The following is a 17,213-nucleotide window of genomic DNA, read 5'->3' on the forward strand; positions in this document are numbered from 1 at the left end:
GGCGCCGTACCGGTACACCCCGAGGAGACATCACGTGATCACCGCCATCGTGTTCATTCAGGCCGACGTCGCGCGCATCCCGGAGGTCGCGACGGAGATCGCCGCCCTCGACGGCGTCAGCGAGGTCTACTCGGTCACCGGCGACATCGACCTCGTCGCCCTGGTCCGGGTGCGCACCCACGACGCCATCGCCGAGGTCGTCGCCGACCGCCTCAACAAGGTCGACGGCGTGCTCAACACCGAGACCCACATCGCCTTCCGCACCTACTCCAAGCACGACCTCGAGGCCGCGTTCGCCCTCGGCGCCGAGGACTGACGAGGTCCGCCGCCGGACAGCCGGTCAGCGGCCGGTCGCCGGCGCGCGGCCGGCCGCTCCGGGGCTGACGTGTGGGTCTGCCCTCGTTGCGAGGCGGCTTTCGCGCCGCGGTCCGGTGCGCGCCGATCTTCCGCCGCGCTCGCGCCCTCGACGGCCGTGCTTGTGGTCGGCGCGGCGCGTCCGCCGGTTCATTCCGGCGAGCGCGTTCGCCGGTTCAAGCCGACGCGCGCGGCCGCCGGTTCAAGCCGACGCGCGCGGCCGCCGGTTCAAGCCGACGCGCACGTTCGCCGGTTCAAGCCGACGTGAGCGCGTGTCCCGTACCAGTCGACCGTGGTAGGCATGACCCTCCCGGCCCGGGTGGGGCCCACCCTAGGGGCGGGCACCGACAGACTCGGCGGAAATCCGGCTGACCAGTGGTTCCGGCTCACCGGCGCCAGAAGCGGCCGGCGTCAGGCGGAGGCGGCCGTCACCCAGCGGTCCAGCACCCGCGCGGCCGCACCGGAGTCGATGGCGGCCGTCGCCTTCTCCAGGCCCGCCGCCAGCCGGGCGGTCAGCGACGCGTCGAGGGCGTCGTACGCAGCCAGGCCCGCCGCGGCGTTGAGCAGCACCGCGTCGCGCACCGGACCCTTCTCGCCGCCGACGAACCGCCGGGCCACGCCGACGTTGTAGGCGACGTCGCCGCCGCGCAGGGCCTCGGGCGGCACCGGCGCGATGCCCAGCGACGTCGGGTCGAACCGCTCCTCCGTCACGTCGCCGTCGCGCACGACCCACACCCGCGACGTCGTCGTGGTGGTGAGCTCGTCGAGGCCGTCGTCGCCGCGGAAGACCAGGGCGGAGGTGCCGCGTCCGGCCAGCACTCCGGCGATCAGCGCCGCCACTCGCGCGTCGGCCACGCCGACGGCCTGGGCGCTGGGCCGGGCCGGGTTGGCCATCGGGCCGAGCATGTTGAACGTCGTCTGGATGCCCAGCTCGGCGCGCGCCGTCGACGCGTGCCGCAGCGACGGGTGGAACGCCGGGGCGAAGCAGAACGTGATGCCGGCCTCGACGGCGATCTCGGCCACCCGCGCCGCCGGGAGGTCCAGCCGGACGCCGAGCCCTTCCAGCAGGTCGGCCGACCCGCACAGCGACGACGCCGCGCGGTTGCCGTGCTTGACGACGCGCGCACCGGCCCCCGCCGCGGCGATGGCCGCCATGGTGGAGATGTTGACGGTGTGCGCGCGGTCGCCGCCGGTGCCGACGATGTCCAGCGCGGGGCCGGGGTCGGGGAACGGCGTCGCGACCTCGTACATGGCCTGGACCAGGCCCTCGAGCTCGGTGACCGTCTCGCCCTTGGCGCGCAGCGCGACCGCGAACCCGGCGATCTGCACCGGCGTCGCCTCGCCGCGCATGATCTCGCCCATCGCCCAGGCGGCCGCCTCGGTGGAGAGGTCGTCGCCCGCGACCAGCGCCGTCAGGACGGCGGGCCAGGTCTGCTGCGTCTCGCTCATGAGGTGGCGGTGACGTCGGATGTGCGGCGCCGCATGAGGCCGGCCACGGCGGACGCGACGGCGATGGGGTCGAGCGGGTGGGACACGACCGCCTCGGCCCGCGACCACGTCGCCAGCCAGGCGTCCTGCGGGCGGCCGATCAGCACCAGCACGGGCGGAGCGTTGTAGATCTCCTCCTTGATGGTGCGCGCCAGGCCCATGCCGCCGGCCGGGACGGCCTCGCCGTCGAGCACGGCGATGTCGATGCCGCCGGCGTCGAGCGTCCGCATGACGACGGCTGGCGTGGCGACCTCGACGAACTCGACCTTCGGCAGGTCCGCGGCCGGACGCCGGCCGATGGCCAGCCGCACCTGCTCGCGCGTGGTGCGGTCGTCGCTGTAGACGAGGATCGTCGTGGTCGGCTCGGTGCTGCTCATCCTGCGGGTCCTCGCTGGGATCTCTCGGCTGGCTGGCTGGTCGAGACGATGGTACCGGTGCGCGCCCGCCGCGCGGCGAGGCCCGTCCCGCCGTCCGATCACTCAGGTAAGGCTTGCTTAACTTTCCGCGACCGCGCAGGATGGAAGGGACACGCCGGGAACTCTCAACCCCGGGGTCCTGTCGTGCTCGCGAAGTGCGACCGACATAATGACGGGCGTGGCTTCTGCAACCGCCGTCGACGCTGCCCACACGCGGCAACCCGAGCGACCGAATCTCGTCGCCGTCGGGGTGATCGTGTGGCTGTCCAGTGAGCTGATGTTCTTCGCGGCCCTGTTCGCGATCTACTTCACGCTCCGGTCCAACGCCCCTGCCCTCTGGGAACAGCAGTCCGAGCTGCTCAACGTCCCCTTCTCGCTGGTGAACACCACCGTTCTGGTGCTGTCTTCGGTCACCTGCCAGTTGGGCGTGTTGCGGGCCGAGCGAGGCCAGGTGGGCCGCCTGGGCGGCCTGTGGCAGGTCGGCAAGTGGGGCATGCGCGAGTGGTTCGTGCTGACGTTCCTCATGGGCGCCTTCTTCATCGGCGGCCAGGTGTTCGAGTACGCCGAGCTGGCGATGCACGAAGGCCTGACGCTGTCCAGCGACCCGTACGGCTCCATCTTCTACCTCGCCACCGGGTTCCACGGCCTCCACGTCACGCTCGGCCTCATCGCGTTCCTGTTCCTGCTCGGCCGCACCTTCATGACGCGCCGGTTCACCCACGAGCAGGCCACCAGCACGATCGTCGTGTCGTACTACTGGCACTTCGTCGACGTCGTCTGGATCGCCCTGTTCCTCACCATCTACGTGGTCAAGTGACGAGGAGAGACGTGCCCAGATCGTTGCCCGGCCGACCCCGCGGCTCGCGGATCGGGCGGCTGCTGTCCACCCGGCGCAGGCACCCGCTCGCCGCGATCGCCGTGCTGGTGGCCGTCCTGTTCACCGCCGGCGGCGCGTACGCCGCGCTGGCGCCGTCGACGTCGCAGAACGTCCAGGCCGCCTCCTCCACGCAGATCGAGGAGGGCCGGCAGCTGTTCGCCGTCGGCTGTTCCTCCTGCCACGGCCTGAACGGCGAGGGCCAGATCAACGCCAACGGCGACGTCCTCGGCCCGTCGCTGATCGGCGTCGGCGCCGCCTCGGTCGACTTCCAGGTCGGCACCGGCCGCATGCCGCTGGCCGCGCCGTCCGCGCAGGCCATCCGCAAGCCGGTCTCGTACACGCAGGACCAGATCGACGCGCTCTCCGCGTTCGTCGCCTCGCTGGCGCCCGGCCCGGCCGAGCCCGACGAGCAGTACCTCGACCCGTCCCAGGGCGACGTCGCGCGCGGCGGCGAGCTGTTCCGCACCAACTGCTCCCAGTGCCACAACACCACCGGTCAGGGTGGTGCTCTGACGATGGGCCAGTTCGCGCCGAACCTCACCGGCGTCGAGCCGAGGCACATCTACGAAGCCATGCTCACCGGCCCGCAGGCCATGCCGGTGTTCAACGACGCGACGGTCACCCCCGAGGACAAGCGCGACATCATCGCGTTCCTCGACAGCGTGCAGAACGAGGCGGACCCGGGTGGCCTCGCCATCGGCCGGGCCGGCCCGGTCGCCGAAGGTCTCTGGGCGTGGCTGGTCGGTATCGGCCTGCTGATCGGCATGGCCACCTGGATCGTGACGAGGTCGTCGAAGGCATGAGCACGCACAACGTGAACCCCAACGGTGACGAGCACGCGGTCGTTCCCCACGGCGAGCACGCCGTGGTGCCGGCCGACCCGATCGCCGACCCCGGACTCCACCACGAGGACACCCGGCTCACCGACGTCGACGACAAGGCCGAGCGGCGCGCCGAGCGGCAGGTCGCCGGCATGTTCACGCTGGCCGCGCTGCTGACCGTCGCGTTCATCGTCTTCTACGTGGTCGTCGGGATCCACCCCGACGACCCCGAGAACGGCGTGAACATCGGCGACGTCCAGGTGTCGAACCTGACGCTCGGACTCACGCTGGGCCTCGCGCTGTTCCTCGTCGGCGCCGGCGCCGTCCAGTGGGCGCGGTCGCTAATGACGTCCCCCGAGGTCGTGCACGAGCGGCACGAGCTGCGCAGCGACGACGAGACCCGCGCGGCCGCGCTGAACGACTTCGAGGTCGGCACCGAGGAGACCGGCTTCGGCCGGCGCAAGCTGATCCGCAACTCGCTGCTGGGCGCGCTGGCGCTGCTGCCGCTGCCCGCGGTGATCATGCTGCGCGATCTCGGCCCCAACACCGGCGGGACGCCGGCCCAGCGCAAGGAGCACACCATCTGGGCCGAGGGCGTGCGCGTCCTCACCGACGTCACGTTCATGCCCATCAGGGCCGCCGACCTCGAGATCGGCCAGTTGGTCAACGCCATGCCGGCGACGTTCGAGGACCTCCCCGAGCACGGGCCCGAGCGCATCAACGAGCGGGCGAAGTCGCCGGTCATGCTGGTGCGCATGCTGCCCGAGGACATCCACATCGCGCCGGGCCGCGAGAACTGGGGCGTCGACGGCATCCTCGCGTACTCCAAGATCTGCACGCACGTCGGTTGCCCGATCAGCCTCTACGAGCAGACGACGCACCACATGCTCTGCCCGTGCCACCAGTCGACGTTCGACCTCTCGGACAACGGCAAGGTGATCTTCGGCCCGGCGACGCGGAGTCTCCCGCAGCTGCCGATCGCCGTAGACTCTGAGGGCTACCTGATCGCACAGAGCGACTTCACCGAGCCCGTGGGGCCGAGCTACTGGGAGCGCACGCGATGAGCGCCATCGTCAACGGTGCAGGCAAGGTCGTCGACTTCGTCGACCAGCGGATCACCGCGTCCAACTGGCTGAAGCGCAACATCCGCAAGGTCTTCCCCGACCACTGGTCGTTCCTGCTCGGGGAGATCGCGCTGTTCAGCTTCATCATGATCCTGCTGTCGGGTGTGTTCCTGACGCTCTGGTTCAAGCCGACCATGGCGCACATCGCCTACGAGGGCGCCTACCTCCCGATGCGCGGCGTCGGCATGTCCGAGGCGTACGCGTCGACGCTGGAGCTCTCGTTCGAGGTGCGCGGCGGCCTGCTGATGCGTCAGGTGCACCACTGGGGCGCGCTGATCTTCCTGGCCGCGATGTCGGCGCACATGCTGCGGGTGTTCTTCACCGGCGCGTTCCGCAAGCCGCGCGAGATCAACTGGCTGATCGGTGTGGTGCTGCTGGTCCTGGGCGTGGCGGCCGGCTTCACCGGCTACTCGCTCCCCGACGACCTGCTGTCGGGCACCGGCCTGCGGATCATCGAGGGCGGCATGCTCGCCATCCCGATCGTCGGCACCTACATGTCGTCGTTCCTGTTCGGCGGTGAGTATCCGGGCGACGACATCATCGCCAGGCTCTACCCCCTGCACATCCTGCTCGTTCCGGGGCTCATCCTGGCGCTGGTGACGGCGCACCTGATGATCCTCTGGTACCAGAAGCACACCCACTGGGGCGGCCCGGGCAAGACGAACAACAACGTCGCCGGCGCGCCGTTCTTCCCGATCTACGTGGCCAAGGCCGGTGGCTTCCAGTTCATCGTCATGGGCGTCATCGTCCTGCTGGCGGCGACGATCCAGATCAACCCGGTCTGGCTGTGGGGCCCGTACGATCCATCCGTCGTCTCGGCCGGCACCCAGCCCGACTGGTACGTCGGCTTCCTCGACGGCGCTCTACGTGTCATGCCTCCATGGGAGTTCTACGTCTTCGGTCACCCGGTCACGATGAGCGTGCTGATCCCGGCGATCCTGCTGCCCGGCATCATCCTGACGCCGCTCGCGCTGTACCCATGGCTCGAGCAGAAGGCGACCGGCGACACCCGCGAGCACCACGTGCTGGACCGGCCGCGCAACGTGCCGGTGCGGACGGGCATCGGTGTGGCGTTCATCGTCTTCTACATCCTGCTGTGGATCGCCGGCGGTAACGACTTCTTCGCGACGATCCTGGAGATCCCGGTCAACTGGATCACCTGGTTCATCCGCATCGGCATCTTCGTCCTGCCACCACTGGCGTTCATCATGACGAAGCGGATCTGCCTGGGTCTGCAGCGCCGCGACCGCGACAAGGTGATGCACGGCCGCGAGACCGGCATCGTCATGGTCAGCCCCGACGGCGAGTTCTCGGAGCTGCACGCGCCGCTGTCGCAGTCGCAGGCCTACCAGCTGACGTGGCACGAGCGGCAACTGCCGTCCGACCCCGGCCCCGCGACGGACGTCAACGGCATCCCGAACCCGGACTACCGCGCCAAGCGTGTGCAGGCCCGTCTCTCCCGCTTCTACTTCGGCGACGTCGTGCAGAAGCCGACGCGGGAAGAGCTCGAGGCCGCCCACCACGACGGGCACGGCTCCGACTCTGCCCGCGACGAACTGCCGAGCGGTCAGCAGTAGCAGCCTTCCGTTCCACGGTCCACCGGAGCGCCCGGGTCGTCCACACGGACGTCCCGGGCGTTCTGCGTTGCCCGGCGACGTCCTTGCCTGCGCCGTGTGCGTGCCCGGCTAAGGCGTGTGCCCGGCGCGGCCACGCACCCGCTGCGGCACGGGCACACGCCCGGCGGCACGGGCACACGCCCGGCGGCGCAGGCACGTGTCCGGCTCAGGCCCACCCGCTGCGGCACGGGCACGCGCCCGGCAGCGCAGACACGCGCCCCGCAGCGCAGACACGCGCCCGGCAGCGCAGGCACGTGCCCGGCTCAGGCCCACCCGCAGCGACACGGCCGCGCGCCGGCGCAGGCACGAGCCCGGCTCAGCCACGCACCGGTCGCAACCCACCCGTCCGGTGCGGCACAGCCGTGCGCCCGACGCAGCCACCCGCCCGGCTCAGCCACGCACCCGGCGCACCCACGCGTCCGCTTCGGCACGGCTATGCGGGCGCCAGGCTCAGTCACACACGGAGCAGCCACGCCTTCGACGCCGCCACGTGCCCCGCGCACAGCCACGGGCGGCCGATGCGGCACGGCCGAGCCCTGCAGGCGACCCATTGCCGGCGCCAGGCGTGGTCGCCCGTTCAGTCGAGCGCGCGGTGCTTCTACCCCGGCAGCTCGGCACCCGTCGCCGGACGATCGGCGGCGCTGCCCTGCACGCGGGCGTCCGCCGCCGATCCCGGACTACCGCCGCGCTGCCCCTGCAGGCCAGCGTCCGCCACCGGCCCGTCGAGGACCCGCCGCAGACCACGTTCGCCCCGGCGCATGATGGCGCGGTGGCCGTACCGGAACAGCGGGCCGAGCAGCGGACCGGCGACGTTCATCCAGGTGCGGGTCGTGACGACGCGCAGTTCGATGTCCAGGCGGGCACCACCCGGCGCGGAGGCGAACCGCACCCTGCTGGTGCCGGCCAAGTCACCGTCAGCGGCGTGGACGACCAGGCGGCCCGGTTCGCCCCCGGTCAGCGTCAGCGTCAGCGTCAGCGCGAACGTCAGCCGATACCCGGCCGGGCTGCGCCAGGTGCACGTAGCTGCACTGCCCACGAGCCCGTCCGCCCGCCGCACATCGGCCGGCTCGAGGGCGGGCCACCAGTCCACCCAGCGCTGCCCGGGCGACGTCAGGAACGTCCAGGTCTCGTCGCGCGAAGCGCCCACCCACCAGCTGGTGACGAACACGTAGCGCCGTGGGCCCACGCCCCGACTCTAGGCCGCCCCAGCTCCGCTCACCTCCTTCCGCGCACGATCCGCCGCCTCGACGGCCTCGCGGGTCAGGGCGGCGATGTGGCCGGGGCTCACCTGACCCTCGAGACAGTCGCGCAGCAGCTGGGCCATGGTGTGCTGGGGATCGATGGACTGCACGCGGTCGAGCGCGACGTTCGCCAGCGCGCCGTCGCCCTGCTGGTACGCCACCCAGGCGACGAGGCTGCAGATGGGCGCCGCCCGGGCGTCGGGGGCACGCCGGGCCAGCGTCGTCAGCAGGCCCAGCCAGGCGACTGGGTCGGCGACCTCGAACGCGAGGAACCGATCGCGCACGAGGAGATCGGCCGCGCCGAGGCTCAGCCGCGCCACGTCGTCATCGGTCGGCGCCGGCCCGCCCTCAGCCGTCCGCGCCAGCAGCAGCCGCGCGAGCACCAGCGTCCGGCCCCGCACCACCTCGACGCCCTCGGTCAGCGCCTCGGCCGCCAGCTCGCGGTCGACCCGCTCGAAGACCTCGACCATCGCCTTCTCGTCCGCGCCGGACGGCCCGCGCACGGCGTCTTCCAGCTCACGCCGCGACGCGAGCGTCCGCCGTCCGGCCAACGCCATCAGCGCCTCGAGATCTGCCGCCGCACCGACGCCGGGATCGGGCAACGGCACGCCCTCAGCCGGGCAGCAGCCCGGACGGTCGCAGTCGTACGTCCACCACCGCCCGCCGTCGACGTACGCCGTTCCCAGGACCGCCACAGGGCCGCACGCGAGCAGCGCCACGACGCGCTCGACCACGTCCTGATGCGGCAGCGTGCGCAGGAACACGCCGTCGGGCGGGTGCCGCGGCGCCGCCCGGGCACCCGGCGGTCCGCCACCGTCGCCGTAGCAGACGAGGAGGACGGCGTCGGGCTGCCCGTGTTGGATGCGCGTGGCCACCTCCGCCGCGAAATCGTCGAGATCGTCAGTGGGTAGGTCGAAGCGCAACAGCGTGCCGGTGCGCTGCTGCTCCAGGTCGACGTGGACCGCCACCAGGCTGGACTGCGGCTTGAAGCCGATGAGGTGCGGGACAGCGGCCAGGAGCTCGCCGGGGTTGCCCGCCGTGACAGTGGTGTTGTGGGGTTCGCGTATCTTCATGGGGGCGACACTCCTCTGCGAGGCCCTTCGGCTCAACCGCCGATCGCCGAAATGTGGACAACTGCCGCCGCCAGGAGTCGCTGTGGACAACGCGTTCCAGTGGGGCGCGCGATGGTCGAGGAGGCCGGTGTGTCCCGTCGAGGGTGGATGCTCTTCGTCGCGCTGGGGATCATCTGGGGTATCCCCTACATGCTCATCAAGGTCGCCGTCGACGAACTGTCGCCGGCCTCGATCGTGCTGGCGCGGACGGCGATCGGCGCGGCGCTGCTGCTGCCGCTGGCGGCACGGCGCGGGTACCTGCGTCCGCTGCTCCCCCACTGGCCGATGCTGCTGGCGTTCACGCTGATCGAGATCTGTATCCCCTGGTATCTGCTCGGGTATGCCGAGCAGGAGCTGTCCAGCTCGCTGACCGGCCTGCTGGTCGCCGCGGTGCCGTTGGTCGGCGCCGTGCTGGTGTGGGCGATGGGGACGGAGCGGCCGGGTAGGCGGCGGCTGGCCGGCCTGCTGGTGGGCTTCGCCGGCGTCGCGGCCCTCGTCGGCTTCGACGTCGAGGCGAGCAGCCCGGCTCCGGTCCTGGCGGTCGCCGGGACCGCGGTCTGTTACGCCGTCGGGCCGATCATCCTGGCGCGCTGGCTGTCGCAGCTGCCCGGCCTCGGCGTGATGGCGGCCTCCCTGACAGCGTCGGCGGTGCTGTACCTGCCGCTCGGGCTGGCGCAGTGGCCGGGCGAGTCGCTGTCGGGCGAGGTCTGGCTCAGTGTCACCGGCCTCGGCGTCGTGTGCACGGTGGCGGCGTTCCTGGTGTTCTTCGCGCTGGTCGCCGAGGTCGGGCCGAGCCGGGCGACGGTCATCACGTACGTGAACCCGGCGGTGGCGCTGCTGCTCGGCGTGGCGGTGCTGGACGAGCGGATCACGGTGTTCACGGGGGTCGGGTTCGGGCTGATCCTGATCGGCTCGGTGCTGGCGACGTCGAAGGACAAGGAGCCGGAACCGGCGGTCGTGCCCGCGGCGCCGGCGACGGATCGGGCGACGGGCGACGGGGCGCGGTCCCGGGAGGCGCTCGACGTGACGTGCGACGACATCGCGCGGCCGGTCCCGGAGCCCTGAGCCTGAGCTGACCTTCGCTTCGGGGCACGAACCACGCCGCGCCGGCCGTTGCATCGATCAGGTCTGGTGCTGGTGGAGGGCGCTGATCGGCTGACGGTTCGGGCAGCGGATCGGTGGCGGTGACGGCGGGGCTCGCTGCGGGTAGGCGGTCGCCGGGGCGGCGGTCCTTGGGTGCTGGGCGCTGGCCCGATGGTGCGGCCGGCGGCAAGGGGTGCCGTGGGCGCGGGGGCGGCGGTGCGGCGGCCCCCGGCGATGCGGTGGGCGGCCCGACGGTACGGCCGGCGCCCCCGGCGATGCGGTGGGTGGCCCGACGGTGCGGCTGGCGGCAAGGGGTGCCGTGGGCGCGAGGGCGACGGCGGCCCGACGGTGCGGTGGGCAGCCCAACGGTGCGGCTGGCGGCAAGGGTGCCGTGCGTGAGGGCGGCGTTTGCGGTGGGTGGGACGATCTAGGCGCGTGGGCGGCCGTGAGGCGGGTGTAGGCCAGGCGGAGCGGCGCAGTCGGCGAGGGTCGGACAGGGGCCGGGACGCGACGGTTCAGCGGCCCTGGTCGGTGGTGGCGAGGCCGGACTCGCCGTCGCGGGTTTTCATGAGGGCGAGGCGTTCGTCGAGCCAGTGGTCGATGGATTCGGCCGCGCGCAGGATGTCCGCAGGGTCGTCGCTGTGGTCGCGTTCGTCGACGAGGGTGCGAAGGGCGTCGTCGACGCGGCGAAGTTGGGTGGTGAGGGGGCGAGTCGACATCACGACCACCTCCGAGAGGATGTCGGGCGAGCCTCCACCTTCAGGTCTACACCACCAGCGGCCTCCCGTCGAAGCCGTCTGCGGGGCGAGCTGGCAGAAACCACCCGCGAAACGCAGCGCCGCCCGCGAAGTCCACAGGGACTCGCGGGCGGCGCCGGAGAGCAGCCCTCAGTGGGCGAATTCGCCCCGGTAGTACTCGAACACCCAGCCGATGGCGGCCATGGCGGACAGCGCGACGCCGATGATGAAGATGAACCAGGCGAACACCAGCCCGAGGAACACCATCGAGACGGCGCCGGCCGCAGCCAGCGGCCACCACGAGTGTGGGCTGTAGAAGCCGTACTCGCCGGCCAGCTCCTCGACCTCGCCGTCGCGGTCCTCGGGACGGGGCGCGATGCGCCGCGACAGCAGCAGGAAGTAGAACGCCACCATGGCGCCGAGGCCGAACGTGAGGACGAGCGCCGTGGTGCCGGTCGGGTCCTTGGACATGAACCAGTAGATCGGGGTGACCACCGCGAAGAAGACCGTCACGATGGCGAAGATCAGGCCTTCGATCTTCACTTGGTGTCCTCCTCGACGTCAGGCGGGCCGAGTACCTCGGTGAGTGGTCCGGCATGCACGGGTTTCTTCTCGGCCAAGCCGGCGACCTCGGGGTACTTGAGGTCGAACGCCGGCCGCTCACTGCGCACCCGCGGCAGCGAGGTGAAGTTGTGCCGCGGCGGCGGGCACGACGTCGCCCACTCCAGCGAGTTGCCGAATCCCCACGGGTCGTCGACCTCGACCTTCGGGGCCAGGCGGGTCTGCCAGACGTTCCACAGGAACGGCAGTGTGGACGCGGCGAGAACGAACGCGAACACCGACGAGAACTGGTTGAGGAAGGTGAAACCGTCTTCGGGCGCGTAGTCGGAGTAACGACGCGGGAAGCCCTCGACACCCAGCCAGTGCTGCACCATGAACGTGCCGTGGAAGCCGATGAACAACAGCCAGAAATGGATCTTGCCGAGGCGTTCGTTCAGCATGCGGCCGGTGAACTTGGGCCACCAGAAATAGAACCCGGAGAACATCGCGAACACGACGGTGCCGAACACCACGTAATGGAAGTGCGCCACCACGAAATAGGTGTCGGACACGTGGAAGTCGAGCGGCGGCGACGCCAGGATGACACCGGTCAGGCCACCGAACAGGAACGTCACGAGGAACCCGAGCGCGAACAGCATGGGTGTCTCGAACGTGATGGACCCACGCCACATGGTGCCGATCCAGGCGAAGAACTTCAGCCCCGTCGGGATGGCGATGAGCATGGTCATCGCCGCGAAGAAGGGTAGGTTGACCGCCCCCGTGACGTACATGTGGTGCGCCCACACCGCGATGGACAGACCGGCGATGGACAGGGTGGCGAACACCAGGCCCTTGTAACCGAACAAGGGTTTTCGACTGAAGACCGGTATGACTTCGGTGATGATGCCGAAGAACGGCAACGCGATGATGTAGACCTCGGGATGGCCGAAGAACCAGAACAGGTGTTGCCAGAGGACCGCGCCACCGGCGGTGGGATCGTAGACGTGCGTGCCGAGGATGCGGTCGGCCAGCATCCCGAACAGCGCGGCCGCGAGCAGCGGGAAGGCGATCAGCACCAGGATGCTGGTGATGAGGATGTTCCAGGTGAAGATCGGCATCCGGAACATCGTCATGCCGGGCGCGCGCATGCACACGATGGTGGTGATGAAGTTGACGGCGCCGAAGATGGTGCCGAAACCGCTCATCGCCAGACCCGCGACCCAGAGGTCACCACCGACGTTCGGGCTGTAGACGGTGTTGTGCAACGGCGCGTAGGCGAACCAGCCGAAGTCGGCCGCACCGCCAGGCGTGATGAAGCCGGCGCAGACGATCAGCCCGCCGAACACGAACAGGTAGAAGCTGAACATGTTCAGCCGCGGGAACGCGACGTCGGGTGCGCCGATCTGCAACGGCACGATGATGTTGCCGAACCCGATGAACAGCGGCGTCGCGAACAGCAGCAGCATGATCGTGCCGTGCATGGTGAACAGCTGGTTGTACAGCTCGTCGCTGACCACCTGACGGCCGGGCGAGTACAGCTCGGCCCGGATGAGCAGCGCCAGCACGCCGCCGAACAGGAAGAACCCGAACGACGCGATCAGGTACATGTACCCGATGATCTTGTGGTCGGTGGACGTGATCCACCGGACCACCACGTTGCCCTTGCGCTTCGGCCGGGCGACGGCGCCCGCGGCGGCGGTGCGCTCGAGATAGGTCGTCACTCGTGGTCACCGCCCGTGGGGCCGGTGTTCTCGTCGTCCAGCACCTTGTCGTCGAAGGCGCCGCGGATGGGCGGCTCGATGATGCCCTCCTGGCCGGTCTCGCGCAGCTGCTCGATGTGGTCCTGGTACTCCTGCTCGGAGACGACCTCGACGTTGAACAGCATGGATTGGTGGTAAGCGCCGCAGAGCTCGGCGCAGCGGCCCGCGTAGGAGCCCTCGCGGTCGGGCGTCACCTGGAACGCGTTCGGGTGGCCGGGGACGACGTCCATCTTCATGTAGAACGCCGGGACCCAGAACGAGTGGATGACGTCGGGCGACTCGAGGTCGAAGCGGACGGTCTGGTTGACCGGCAGGTACAGCGTGGGCCGGTCGTTGATGGTGCCGACGTCGTGGACGTCTTCGTCCATGTAGTTGAACGTCCAGGACCACTGCTGGCCGATGACGTTGACGACGAGGTCGGGCTCCTGCGACGTGTCGGTGAGCTGATCCTGGTGGTCGGCCGTGTAGTAGAAGAGCGGGACCAGCACGAACAGCGGCGCGACCGTGTAGAGGAACTCGATCGGGATGTTGAACCGTGTCTGCTTCGGCAGTTCGTCGCCGCGGCGGCGGTAGGCGATGACCGCCCAGATGATCAGGCCCCAGACCAGGGCGCCGACCGCGAACGCGGCGATCCAGGCGCCGATCCACAGGTCGCCGATCAGCGGCGTCTCCTTGGTGGCGCCCTCGGGGAGCGCCAGCCGCGACCACTCGTCGCGCTGCTGTGCCGAGCAACCACCCAGCACGAGGATCGTGCCGAGGAGGAGAACGGCGGCGGTCGCAGCCCGGCGACGCGCCGGTCGGACCCTGCCAGACTGACTCACGAGGCGCCCTTCTCTTTCGACCCGCTCGCCAGGGCGGGCGGATTGGCAACCGGCACCGTGGCGAGAGCAAACTTCACCTGTCGCGCCCAACCCTAGCGGTAGCCCTTCGCCGTCTTTCCAGGAGGTACACGATGACCACGCGCGGCGTGTCGGAGCGCTCCGACGCCGCTCCGGCGGGGTACTTCGACGCGGCCTCGACGGAGCCGCTGCATCCCGCGGCCCGCGAGGTCCTGCTGGCCGCCGCCGAGGAGGGCTGGGCCGATCCGGCCCGCCTGTACGGCGCGGCCCGTCGCTCCCGGCTGCTGCTGGACAACGCCCGCGAGATCGTCGCCGCGGTGGTCGGCGCGCGGCCGGACGAGGTGACGTTCACGGCCAGCGGGACGCAGGCGGTGCAGCTGGGGGTGCTGGGCACGACGCTGGCCCGACGGCGTCAGGGTGACGGCCCGCGCGTGGTCGCGGTGTCCGCCGTCGAGCACTCCGCCGTGCTGCAGTCGGCCGCCCACCTGGCCAGGCACGAGGGCACCACGACGACGGAGGTGGGCGTCGACCACGACGGCCTGGTCGACGCCGCCGCGTTCGCCGGCGCCGTCGGCGACGACACTGCGCTGGCCTGCCTGCAGGCCGCCAACCACGAGGTCGGCACCGTCCAGCCGGTCGACGAGGTGGGCGGGCACTGCGCCGAGCGCGGCGTCCCGCTGCTGGTCGACGCCGCGCAGGCAGTGGGCCGGGTGGCGCTTCCGCGGCGCTGGTCGGTGCTGACGGCCAGCGCGCACAAGTGGGGCGGGCCGGCAGGTGTCGGCGTCCTCGCGGTGCGCCGGAACGTCCGCTGGCGCTCGCCGCTGCCCGACGACGAGCGCGGCGGCGGCCGGGCGCCGGGGTTCGAGAACGTGCCCGGCGCGCTGGCGGCCGCGGCGGCGCTGCGGGCCCGCTGGGAGGAGGCCGAGGCCGTCGCGGCCCGGCAGAACGAGCTGGTCGAGCACCTGCGGGCGCGCATCCCGCAGCTGCTGGCCGACGTCGAGGTGGTCGGCCACCCGACGCTGCGGCTGCCGCACCTGGTGACCTTCTCGTGCCTCTACCTCGACGGCGAAGCGCTGGTCAGCGAACTGGATCGGGCCGGGTTCGCGATCTCCAGCGGGTCGTCGTGCACGTCCAGCACGCTGCGGCCGAGCCACGTGCTGGCGGCGATGGGCGCGCTGACGCACGGCAACGTGCGGGTCTCGCTCACCCGCGACGCCACTCGCCCCGACGTCGACCGCTTCCTCGCGGCGGTGGTGGACGTGGTCACCCGGCTGCGGTCCGGACTGGAGGCACTGTGACGGACGCGACACTGGTTCTCGACTGCCGGGGCCTGCGCTGCCCGCTGCCGATCATCGAACTGGCCCGGCGCATCGGCGACGTGGAGGTGGGCCGGACGGTGACGGTGCTGGCCGACGACCCCGCGGCGGCCTCGGACGTGCCGGCGTGGTGCCGCATGCGGTCACACGAGTACGTGGGCGCCGACGGCGACGCCTACACCGTCCGCCGCCTGCGCTGACGCATGCTAAAGCCCCCGCCGTGGCGTGACGGCGGGGGCTTCGGCGTGGGTCAGTGGAAGGAGTCGCCGCAGGCGCAGGAGCCGCCCGCGTTGGGGTTGTCGATGGTGAACCCCTGCTTCTCGATGCTGTCGACGAAGTCGATGGTGGCGCCGCCGAGGTACGGGGCGCTCATGCGGTCGACCACGACGTTGACGCCGCTGAAGTCCTTGACGACGTCGCCGTCGAGCGACCGCTCGTCGAAGAACAGCTGGTAGCGCAGGCCCGAACAGCCACCCGGCTGAACGGCGATGCGCAGCGCCAGGTCGTCGCGGCCCTCCTGGTCGAGCAGCGCCTTCACCTTGGAGGCCGCGCCGTCGGTCAGCACGACACCGTCGGTGACCTGATCCTGAACCGTCATCTCGTTCTCCTGCTCCGAGGTCGACTACGTCTCCACGCTACAACGCGACCCGGCAGAAACCCATTCCTTCACCGGCTCCAGGTCCGCGCGACCCGTTCGGCGACGGCGGCCAGGCTCTCCCGCGGCCGGCCGAACGACGCGTCGGCGCCGACGATGTCGACCATCGCGTACGCGGCCTCGATGCCGTTGGCGCGCAGCTCACGGTTGCCGACCTGCACGGCGCCGGCGAACGCGAGGCACGGACGCAGCGCCGGCCCGGCCAGCGCGGCCAGCCCGGACACGACCTTGCCGCTCATCGACTGCCAGTCCAGCTTCCCCTCCCCCGTGATGACGAGGTCGACGCCGGCGACCAGGTCGGGCAGCCCGACGGCGTGCGCGACGGTGTCGAAGCCGGGCTCGCGGACGCCGCCGAGCAGCAGCAGCCCGTACCCCAGCCCACCCGCCGCGCCCGCGCCCCGGTGGTCGGCGACCCGCCGGTCGGCGAGCTCGGCGAACGTCGTCAGGGCGCCGTCGGCGGCCAGCCGGTCGGCGTCGGAGACGAGCCCCTTCTGCGGCCCGAACACGTTGGTGGCGCCGCGCAGCCCCAGCAGCGGGTTGTCGACGTCGGACGCGGCGACCAGCTCGACGCCGTCCAGCCGGGCCTTCGCCGGCGCGAGGTCCAGCGTCGTCAGCCCGGCCAGGGCCTCCGGCCCGGCCCGCAACGCCTCGGACGGCGTCGCCACCGCGCCCAGCGCCGCGAGCAGGCCGGCGCCGCCGTCGTTCGTCCCCGACCCGCCCAGGCCGACGACGACCCGCCGGGCCCCCGCGTCGACGGCGTGCGCGATCAGCTCGCCGACGCCGTACGTGGACGCCCGCGCCGCGACGCCCGGGACCGGCGTGCGGCCGTCGTCGCCCAGCGGCAGCAGCGCCAGCCCGCAGGCCTGCGCCGACTCGATGTACGCGACGTCGCCGGCCAGCAGGAACGTCGCCGGGACCGGCTCGCCGAGCGGCCCGCTGACGGTGGCGGCCAGCAGCTCGCCGCCCAGGCTGGAGTGCAGGACGTCGACGAAGCCGGGCCCGCCGTCGGCCATCGGGATCGTGACCACGTCGTCGCCGGGCGCGTGGCGCCGCCAGCCCTCGGCGATGGCGTCGGCGGCCTCGACGGCGGTGAGCGTGCCAGCGAACTTGTCCGGTGCAACCAGGATCCGCATGACCCAGAAGCATGCCGCATCGGGCATCCGGCCCGCCGGACCGGATCCACCGGGTCCCGCTGGTTAGGCGGGCGACTATGTCGGGTATCGTCCGGGCAAGT

General features: G+C 71.4%; 16 protein-coding genes and 1 pseudogene. 7 read left to right on the plus strand and 10 right to left on the minus strand.

What is annotated here, in order from left to right:
* The first annotated feature begins 34 nt into the window (after positions 1–34).
* The gene (locus tag BLU82_RS16965) at positions 35–316 is read left to right on the plus strand and encodes an Lrp/AsnC family transcriptional regulator (protein ID WP_053206009.1); all 282 of its coding nucleotides are present in this window, start codon (positions 35–37) and stop codon (positions 314–316) included.
* Between the two features lie 449 nt (positions 317–765).
* Here the strand turns inward: BLU82_RS16965 and trpD are convergent, their stop codons facing one another.
* Both trpD and BLU82_RS16975 read right to left on the minus strand, forming a co-directional pair.
* Positions 766–1,803, minus strand: coding sequence for an anthranilate phosphoribosyltransferase (gene trpD / locus BLU82_RS16970; RefSeq protein ID WP_092622335.1), 1,038 nt, complete (start codon positions 1,801–1,803; stop codon positions 766–768).
* Complete coding sequence (locus tag BLU82_RS16975) at positions 1,800–2,219, minus strand: hypothetical protein (RefSeq protein ID WP_092622336.1); 420 nt, start codon at positions 2,217–2,219, stop codon at positions 1,800–1,802. The genes trpD and BLU82_RS16975 overlap by 4 nt, the downstream gene beginning before the upstream one ends.
* Before the next feature lie 208 nt (positions 2,220–2,427).
* On the opposite strand from BLU82_RS16975, the gene BLU82_RS16980 reads away from it, so the two are divergent.
* From BLU82_RS16980 to BLU82_RS16995, 4 genes are read left to right on the plus strand one after another with little or no spacing between them, the layout of a single operon-like run.
* On the plus strand, positions 2,428–3,075 hold the full coding sequence (locus tag BLU82_RS16980; protein WP_092622337.1) for a heme-copper oxidase subunit III: 648 nt from the start codon (positions 2,428–2,430) through the stop codon (positions 3,073–3,075).
* 11 nt (positions 3,076–3,086) lie between these two features.
* The gene (locus BLU82_RS16985; protein ID WP_231947524.1) at positions 3,087–3,938 is read left to right on the plus strand and encodes a cytochrome c; all 852 of its coding nucleotides are present in this window, start codon (positions 3,087–3,089) and stop codon (positions 3,936–3,938) included.
* The gene (locus BLU82_RS16990; RefSeq protein ID WP_092622338.1) at positions 3,935–5,020 is read left to right on the plus strand and encodes a ubiquinol-cytochrome c reductase iron-sulfur subunit; all 1,086 of its coding nucleotides are present in this window, start codon (positions 3,935–3,937) and stop codon (positions 5,018–5,020) included. Before BLU82_RS16985 ends, BLU82_RS16990 begins: the two co-directional genes overlap by 4 nt.
* Positions 5,017–6,657, plus strand: coding sequence for a cytochrome bc complex cytochrome b subunit (locus BLU82_RS16995; RefSeq protein ID WP_092622339.1), 1,641 nt, complete (start codon positions 5,017–5,019; stop codon positions 6,655–6,657). The genes BLU82_RS16990 and BLU82_RS16995 overlap by 4 nt, the downstream gene beginning before the upstream one ends.
* Before the next feature lie 637 nt (positions 6,658–7,294).
* On the opposite strand, the gene BLU82_RS17000 is transcribed toward BLU82_RS16995, so the two are convergent.
* Positions 7,295–7,882, minus strand: a complete 588-nt coding sequence (locus BLU82_RS17000; protein ID WP_092622340.1) for a hypothetical protein — start codon at positions 7,880–7,882, stop codon at positions 7,295–7,297.
* 9 nt (positions 7,883–7,891) lie between these two features.
* Positions 7,892–9,010, minus strand: coding sequence for a DUF4192 domain-containing protein (locus BLU82_RS17005; protein ID WP_092622341.1), 1,119 nt, complete (start codon positions 9,008–9,010; stop codon positions 7,892–7,894).
* A 129-nt stretch (positions 9,011–9,139) separates the two neighbouring features.
* On the opposite strand from BLU82_RS17005, the gene BLU82_RS17010 reads away from it, so the two are divergent.
* Positions 9,140–10,114 (plus strand): DMT family transporter, encoded by a 975-nt coding sequence (locus BLU82_RS17010; RefSeq protein ID WP_172885631.1) that lies wholly within the window; start codon positions 9,140–9,142, stop codon positions 10,112–10,114.
* Positions 10,115–10,647: 533 nt separating this feature from the next.
* Here the strand turns inward: BLU82_RS17010 and BLU82_RS17015 are convergent.
* The 4 genes from BLU82_RS17015 to coxB all read right to left on the minus strand — a co-directional run bounded on the left by BLU82_RS17015 (position 10,648) and on the right by coxB (position 13,990).
* A complete protein-coding gene (locus tag BLU82_RS17015; protein WP_092622343.1) occupies positions 10,648–10,860 on the minus strand; it encodes a hypothetical protein in 213 nt (70 codons plus the stop codon).
* Positions 10,861–11,019: 159 nt separating this feature from the next.
* A complete protein-coding gene (locus tag BLU82_RS17020) occupies positions 11,020–11,412 on the minus strand; it encodes a cytochrome c oxidase subunit 4 (RefSeq protein WP_069115262.1) in 393 nt (130 codons plus the stop codon).
* The gene (gene ctaD, locus BLU82_RS17025) at positions 11,409–13,130 is read right to left on the minus strand and encodes a cytochrome c oxidase subunit I (protein WP_092622344.1); all 1,722 of its coding nucleotides are present in this window, start codon (positions 13,128–13,130) and stop codon (positions 11,409–11,411) included. The genes BLU82_RS17020 and ctaD overlap by 4 nt, the downstream gene beginning before the upstream one ends.
* Positions 13,127–13,990 (minus strand): cytochrome c oxidase subunit II, encoded by an 864-nt coding sequence (coxB, locus tag BLU82_RS17030; protein WP_092622345.1) that lies wholly within the window; start codon positions 13,988–13,990, stop codon positions 13,127–13,129. Before coxB ends, ctaD begins: the two co-directional genes overlap by 4 nt.
* A 131-nt stretch (positions 13,991–14,121) precedes the next feature.
* Between coxB and BLU82_RS17035 the strand changes: the two are divergent.
* Positions 14,122–15,524, plus strand: a pseudogene (locus BLU82_RS17035) (cysteine desulfurase/sulfurtransferase TusA family protein).
* Between the two features lie 50 nt (positions 15,525–15,574).
* Here the strand turns inward: BLU82_RS17035 and BLU82_RS17040 are convergent.
* Both BLU82_RS17040 and BLU82_RS17045 read right to left on the minus strand, forming a co-directional pair.
* Entirely contained in the window at positions 15,575–15,922 is a 348-nt protein-coding gene (locus BLU82_RS17040) for an iron-sulfur cluster assembly accessory protein (RefSeq protein WP_069115258.1), read from the minus strand.
* Positions 15,923–15,990: 68 nt separating this feature from the next.
* The gene (locus BLU82_RS17045; RefSeq protein WP_092622346.1) at positions 15,991–17,112 is read right to left on the minus strand and encodes a glycerate kinase; all 1,122 of its coding nucleotides are present in this window, start codon (positions 17,110–17,112) and stop codon (positions 15,991–15,993) included.
* Between the last annotated feature and the right edge of the window lie 101 nt (positions 17,113–17,213).

The sequence above is a fragment of the Jiangella sp. DSM 45060 genome (genome assembly GCF_900105175.1).
Taxonomy (GTDB): Bacteria; Actinomycetota; Actinomycetes; order Jiangellales; family Jiangellaceae; genus Jiangella.

Coding starts and splice junctions, on each gene's coding strand:
- trpD (WP_092622335.1), bottom strand. CDS start 1,803: ATGAGCGAGACGCAGCAGACCTGGCCCGCCGTCCTGACGGCGCTGGTC.
- BLU82_RS16990 (WP_092622338.1), top strand. CDS start 3,935: ATGAGCACGCACAACGTGAACCCCAACGGTGACGAGCACGCGGTCGTT.
- BLU82_RS16995 (WP_092622339.1), top strand. CDS start 5,017: ATGAGCGCCATCGTCAACGGTGCAGGCAAGGTCGTCGACTTCGTCGAC.
- BLU82_RS17045 (WP_092622346.1), bottom strand. CDS start 17,112: ATGCGGATCCTGGTTGCACCGGACAAGTTCGCTGGCACGCTCACCGCC.
- BLU82_RS17005 (WP_092622341.1), bottom strand. CDS start 9,010: ATGAAGATACGCGAACCCCACAACACCACTGTCACGGCGGGCAACCCC.
- BLU82_RS16975 (WP_092622336.1), bottom strand. CDS start 2,219: ATGAGCAGCACCGAGCCGACCACGACGATCCTCGTCTACAGCGACGAC.
- BLU82_RS16980 (WP_092622337.1), top strand. CDS start 2,428: ATGACGGGCGTGGCTTCTGCAACCGCCGTCGACGCTGCCCACACGCGG.
- BLU82_RS17040 (WP_069115258.1), bottom strand. CDS start 15,922: ATGACGGTTCAGGATCAGGTCACCGACGGTGTCGTGCTGACCGACGGC.